This window comes from Agitococcus lubricus, assembly GCF_003051055.1.
GTDB classification, from domain to species: domain Bacteria; phylum Pseudomonadota; class Gammaproteobacteria; order Pseudomonadales; family Moraxellaceae; genus Agitococcus; species Agitococcus lubricus.
Map to the genome: position 1 here is coordinate 1 of NZ_QAON01000043.1, position 5,693 is coordinate 5,693.

General features: G+C 39.3%; 6 protein-coding genes. All 6 read left to right on the forward strand.

What is annotated here, in order from left to right; translation table 11 throughout:
* Positions 1-339 precede the first annotated feature (339 nt).
* The 6 genes from C8N29_RS16690 to C8N29_RS16270 all read left to right on the forward strand — a co-directional run bounded on the left by C8N29_RS16690 (position 340) and on the right by C8N29_RS16270 (position 5,601).
* Positions 340-600, forward strand: coding sequence for a hypothetical protein (locus C8N29_RS16690; protein WP_146164496.1), 261 nt, complete (start codon positions 340-342; stop codon positions 598-600).
* A 145-nt stretch (positions 601-745) separates the two neighbouring features.
* Positions 746-2,332 carry a peptide chain release factor 3 gene (locus C8N29_RS16250; protein WP_107867118.1) on the forward strand — a complete coding sequence of 529 codons (1,587 nt, stop codon included), beginning with the start codon at positions 746-748 and terminating at the stop codon, positions 2,330-2,332.
* 172 nt (positions 2,333-2,504) lie between these two features.
* Positions 2,505-3,278 (forward strand): DUF3298 domain-containing protein, encoded by a 774-nt coding sequence (locus C8N29_RS16255; protein WP_107867119.1) that lies wholly within the window; start codon positions 2,505-2,507, stop codon positions 3,276-3,278.
* Positions 3,278-4,093: a TatD family hydrolase gene (locus C8N29_RS16260; RefSeq protein ID WP_107867120.1), complete on the forward strand. Its 816-nt coding sequence runs from the start codon at positions 3,278-3,280 to the stop codon at positions 4,091-4,093. The genes C8N29_RS16255 and C8N29_RS16260 overlap by 1 nt, the downstream gene beginning before the upstream one ends.
* A gap of 303 nt (positions 4,094-4,396) precedes the next feature.
* Positions 4,397-5,173 carry a tRNA threonylcarbamoyladenosine dehydratase gene (locus tag C8N29_RS16265; protein ID WP_107867121.1) on the forward strand — a complete coding sequence of 259 codons (777 nt, stop codon included), beginning with the start codon at positions 4,397-4,399 and terminating at the stop codon, positions 5,171-5,173.
* Between the two features lie 188 nt (positions 5,174-5,361).
* Positions 5,362-5,601 (forward strand): hypothetical protein, encoded by a 240-nt coding sequence (locus C8N29_RS16270; protein ID WP_107867122.1) that lies wholly within the window; start codon positions 5,362-5,364, stop codon positions 5,599-5,601.
* Positions 5,602-5,693 lie beyond the last annotated feature (92 nt).

Sequence of the window (5,693 nt, forward strand, 5' to 3'; positions counted from 1 at the left end):
CCGTGGCTGTTGTCTGATGGGATTCGGGTGCTATTTTCATTGCAAGGTGAAGTCAGTATCCCTGCCTTTGATAGTTACATTGACCCAAGTCCGATCGAGTTGTTTTGAGTGATAATAAAATCATATTTGATAACAATTTATTTTATGATGAATAAAAAATAGTCTTATGATTTATAGAGTGTTTTTTATTTGCATAATTTAAGAGAGTTAAAAAACCGTAGTTTGAATGATATATTGATTGCCTGTTTCGATGACTTAAAAGGTTTTGCTGATGTCATCCTCCAAAAAATCAACTAACCTATAGTGTATTGCCCATAAAACAAAACAAGGACGCACCCTATGAAACACTTATTCTTAATCACCGCTCTACTTTCATCATTTTCCTTTGCTCAGGAACCAACCGAGCCAAAACAAATTCAAATTTTACCCTCAGAACAACAAAACATACAAAAGCCGTTTATTGAAAAGAAAGACCAATGCCAACTTGATGACAAAGCAGAGCGTAGTGGCTGTTGTTCTCACCATGACGGAGTCTGTGGTTGCAGTGGTGGACGAGCTCAATGTTGCGATGGTAGCTTAAGTCCTAGTTGTGGGTGTTGAGTTAATTATTCTTGTTTTAAATTTAACTGCCTTCGGGCAGTTTTTTATTTGTGGTACAATTGCAACCATTAATATCAACCTAGATACATAGTCCACCGCATAAAATTGTGTACAAAACTGTGTACAAATGAGAAAAAAATTGAATATGATTAGTGAACAGATTCTTACAGAGACAAGGATTAGACGCACATTTGCTATTATTTCCCACCCTGACGCAGGTAAAACCACTATTACCGAAAAGCTATTATTGTGGGGTAGAGCTATTCAAATCGCAGGTACAGTAAAGTCACGTAAATCTGATCGTCATGCCACGTCTGACTGGATGGAAATGGAAAAACAACGCGGTATTTCGATTACTACCTCGGTGATGCAATTCCCCTATAAAGAGCATATTATTAACTTGTTAGATACACCAGGTCACGAAGACTTCTCGGAAGATACCTATAGAACCTTAACTGCCGTTGACTCTGCATTAATGGTGATTGATGGTGCAAAAGGGGTTGAAGACCGTACCATTAAATTAATGGATGTGTGTCGAATGCGCGATACTCCGATTATCACTTTTATCAACAAATTAGACCGTGAAAACCGTGAACCGATTGAGTTATTAGACGAAATCGAAAGTGTACTAAAAATTCAATGTGCGCCGATTACATGGCCAATTGGCATGGGACGCGACTTTAAAGGCGTTTATAACTTGCTTGAAGATAAGGTGTACTTATATCAAGCAGGTCATGGCCATGAAATTGTTGATATTCAAACTATTCAAGGTTTAGATAATCCACAATTAGCTGAATTGTTGGGCGACCAGTTAAATAACTTGCTTGAGTCCTTAGAGTTAGTGCAAGGTGCAAGTCATCCTTTTGATTTAGAGTTATTTTTAGCAGGAAAATTAACGCCTGTTTTTTTTGGTACAGCCTTGGGTAACTTTGGTGTTGACCATATTCTTAATGGTTTTGTCAGTTGGGCGCCTGAGCCAAAAGTGCATAAAGCAGCGGAGCGCGTGGTGGAACCGACGGAGCAAGGCTTTTCGGGCTTTGTCTTTAAAATTCAAGCCAATATGGACCCTAAACACCGTGACCGTATTGCCTTCTTAAGAATTTGTTCGGGTAAATATGAAAAAGGTTTAAAGCTCAATCATGTGCGTTTGGGCAAAGAAGTGCGTATTGCCGATGCCTTAACCTTCTTGGCAGGTGAGCGCGAGCATTTAGAAGAAGCATGGGCAGGTGACATCATTGGTTTGCATAATCATGGCACGATTCAAATTGGTGATACGTTTACTGAAGGTGAAAATTTACACTTTTTAGGTATTCCTCATTTTGCCCCTGAAATGTTTAGACGTGTGCGTTTAAAAGACCCTTTAAAAAGCAAACAATTGCAAAAAGGCTTAAAAGAGTTGTCCGAAGAGGGCGCAACTCAAGTGTTTATGCCTTACAACAGCAATGACTTAATTTTAGGCGCAGTAGGTGTGTTGCAGTTTGATGTGGTTGCCTTCCGTCTGAAAGAGGAATACAAAGTCGATTGTGTCTATGAACCTGTTAGCATTAACACGGTACGTTGGATTGAATGCAGTGACGAGAAAAAATTGGCTGAATTTAAGAAAAAAGCTCACGACCAATTGTCGGAAGATGGTGGTGGTTATTTAACTTATCTTGCGCCATCCCGTGTCAATTTGCAGTTAATGCAAGAACGTTATCCTGATGTTAAATTTAGAGAAACGCGCGAACACTAATCGCTAATAATATTCCCTCTCCGTCTTGGAGAGGGTTAAGGAAAGCGAATATGAAAATTTATCTTCTACCCACATTATTAGTTTGTAGCCTGTATGCAGCATCGCGGAATACAGGATAAATAGTTGTTTCCGTGTTGCGTTACACTTCACACAGGCTACAGAAGTCAATACTATGATGAAAAACTATCTGCTACCCACTTTATTAGTTATCTCTTTATCGGCTTGTGATAAGCCCCAAGCCCCCAAACCTGTTGAAAAACCTACACCAACCCCTGTCGCCGTTGTGACACCAACAAGCTATGCTCCTTTAGCTGTTAAAGATGAGACATGGAAGAAAAATAAACCACAATGTAAAGGTAATGACTGCCCTTATATGGAAGTCGAGCTGCAACAAATTGAAGATGCTGCACTTAAACCATTGATTGAAAGGGAATTAGTAGGGCTGGTTTATGTTGATGATAAACAACCAAAATTTAATACGATTGCTCAGCTAAGCCAGTATTTTTGGCCAAAAACCGAAGGGCAATGGAATATCTATTTACAATCAAAAATCTTACGTCAAAAACAGCATTTATTAGTAGTTGAACTGAATAGTGATACCTATTTAGATGGAGCACATGGCTCGCCAGTGACGAAGTATTTAAATATTAATCGCCAAAATCAGCAATTATTAACACTAAAAGATGTGTTAGTCACAGGCCAAGAACAAGCATTTTGGGCGTTAGTAAAAAAACTACATCAGCAATGGTTAAAGCAAAATGATTTAACTGACCCTGATTTAATGACAGCATGGCCATTTGTGACCACTGATAATATTGCTCTTGGCGAAAAGGGCATCATTGTTAAATATCAAGCCTATGCCATCGCGGCTTATGCTTTTGGTCAGCCTGAATTTGTTGTGCCCTATGAGCAATTAAAAGGGATTGTTAAACCAGAGTTTTTGTAATGTGGATAGATACCCATTGCCATTTTGATGTAGAAGAATTTGCCCATGACCGCACACAAGTCGCGGCTGATGCTTACGCTCAAGGGGTAGAAGCGATTGCGGTCATTGCCTATTTAGCCAAGTATTGGCCACAACTACTATCGGTTTGTCAGCAATTTAAGCAACCACAATTATTGCCAGTGTTGGGTTTGCATCCTTGTTATATCAGCGAACATCAAAACAGCGAATTAGCACAACTAGAACAACATTTGCAAAACAATGATTGTATTGCGATTGGTGAAATAGGTTTAGACACTTATGTTGCCGAAATCAAACAGCCTGAATTTTATCAAAAGCAACAACAGTTTTTTGCTGAACAATTAGCCTTAGCCAAACAATATCAAAAGCCTGTGGTGTTACATGTACGCAAAGCTCATGCAGATGTCTTTAAAATTATTAAACAACAAAAATTTAGCGAAGGTGGCATCGTTCATGCGTTTTCGGGTGGGGTAGAAGAAGCAAAAACCTATGCGAAATTAGGCTTTAAATTGGGGATTGGTGGCAGCGTAACCTATCCCCAAGCCAAGCGTTTACATAGCGTGGTGAATGCCATGCCAATAGAAAGTTTGGTGATCGAAACGGATGCACCCGATATGATTCCCATGCCTCATCGTCAAGAGAATGCCAAATATACACGTAACTCTCCCGCCTATTTACCCAGTGTTGCCCATGCTTTAGCTCAAGCCAAACAGCTTTCCTCAGAACAGCTTGCACAAATTTTATGGAAAAATAGTTGCCAAGCTTTGCATTTATCGTTAAAAAGCCGTGATTTTTAGTTAAGCCTGTGACTTCTCCCCCTTAATAAGGGTAATGCCAGTCAGTTAAGCCATTTTTGCTGACTTCGACTCCGCTCAGTCAACGCAAAAATGCGCCCTGAGCCAGTCGAAGGGCAGTTGTTAATTACCAATTTTTCTTAACTGGCTAGCATTACTGAATAAGAGGGAGATTGGGAGGGGGTATATTAAACCCCTCCCTAACCCTACCCTAAATTAGGGGAGGGAATAGACATTGGCGAGACTAATTATTTGTCGTTCATTTTCGCCACAGGAAAATGAAGATTTTTTATTTAGGGTGATTTTATGCAAGGTCTGTTTGAACGTACCCACATCCTATTAGGGGATGAGAAAATTGAGCGTTTAAAAAACGCACGTGTTTTTATTGCGGGTTTAGGGGGAGTTGGCTCATTTGCTGCCGAAGCCTTGGCGCGTATGGGCGTTGGCCATTTAACGTTGGTTGATTGTGACGTGGTTGCTGCTAGTAATGTTAACCGTCAATTAGTGGCTTTAAACTCAACAGTTGGCCAAAACAAAGCCGATATTATGGCGGCACGTGTTCGTGATATTAATCCTGATGTGCAGTTAATGGTGATGACTGATTTTATGAATCGGGAATTGTTTGAAGCTCATTTTGCTGAAAATCAATATGACTATGTGTTAGATTGTATTGATTCGCTTAACTGTAAAGTGGCGTTGATTGAAGTGGCTTATAAATTAGGCCTAAATGTGGCTTCTAGTATGGGGGCAGGTGGCAAAACTGACCCATCACAAATTAAAGTCAGCGATTTATATGACACCAATGTTTGTCATTTAGCGAGCAAAATGCGTCAACGCTTGAAGCGTTTAAATGTGGGGACAGGCATTCGTACGGTGTATTCTACAGAGCCACCTTTACCGCCGTTGCCGCCTGCACCTACATCGGCAGGACGACCAAGAGCGGTTAATGGTACGGTCAGTTATTTGCCACCGTTATTTGGTTTTACCTTGGCAGGTTTAGTGGTGCGTGATTTAACAGGTATTAGCGAACCATTAAAACGCAAAAATGTGCGTAAAGGGTATAAGCCTAAAGGCATGACTTAAGAAAAGTATGAGTAGGCTGGGCATTTTGCCCAGCAAGCGTGTTTTTTCAATATATTTAACCCGTGTTACGTTTCACTTCACACGGGCTACGGCTATGTGGCATAGGAGCTTGACAGTCAGGAGGCATTTATAGATATTCAAAAAAATGTTTAGAGAATTATAAATTTCAGTAATAGAGAAACTCATTCATGGTAATTCATAAAGCTGTCGCCACATGGTACTTATATGATAATTCAAATGATAAATCGTTATCTGTTTTTAATACGGCAATTAATAATTTAGTAGTCTTATTACTTATATTAGATAAGTATAAATTATTAAAAGTTCAAAGATTTATTTTGCCAAACAATTTTATCTTTATAGAAAATAATGAAGTGATAGATGGTTTGGAATCTATTACTAAAATTTTAAAAGATGAAAATATTTGATCCTAGCCAGAAAATTAGACAGTTGTACCCTCTAAAAGTAGTAGATGCTTTTGCATAAAAGCATTTGGACTCAACCAGCCATTGGCTGAATG

Bases quoted from the DNA above. Each gene is read 5' to 3' on its own strand.
- C8N29_RS16690 (WP_146164496.1), top strand. From the start codon at position 340: ATGAAACACTTATTCTTAATCACCGCTCTACTTTCATCATTTTCCTTT.
- C8N29_RS16250 (WP_107867118.1), top strand. From the start codon at position 746: ATGATTAGTGAACAGATTCTTACAGAGACAAGGATTAGACGCACATTT.
- C8N29_RS16255 (WP_107867119.1), top strand. From the start codon at position 2,505: ATGATGAAAAACTATCTGCTACCCACTTTATTAGTTATCTCTTTATCG.
- C8N29_RS16260 (WP_107867120.1), top strand. From the start codon at position 3,278: ATGTGGATAGATACCCATTGCCATTTTGATGTAGAAGAATTTGCCCAT.
- C8N29_RS16265 (WP_107867121.1), top strand. From the start codon at position 4,397: ATGCAAGGTCTGTTTGAACGTACCCACATCCTATTAGGGGATGAGAAA.
- C8N29_RS16270 (WP_107867122.1), top strand. From the start codon at position 5,362: ATGGTAATTCATAAAGCTGTCGCCACATGGTACTTATATGATAATTCA.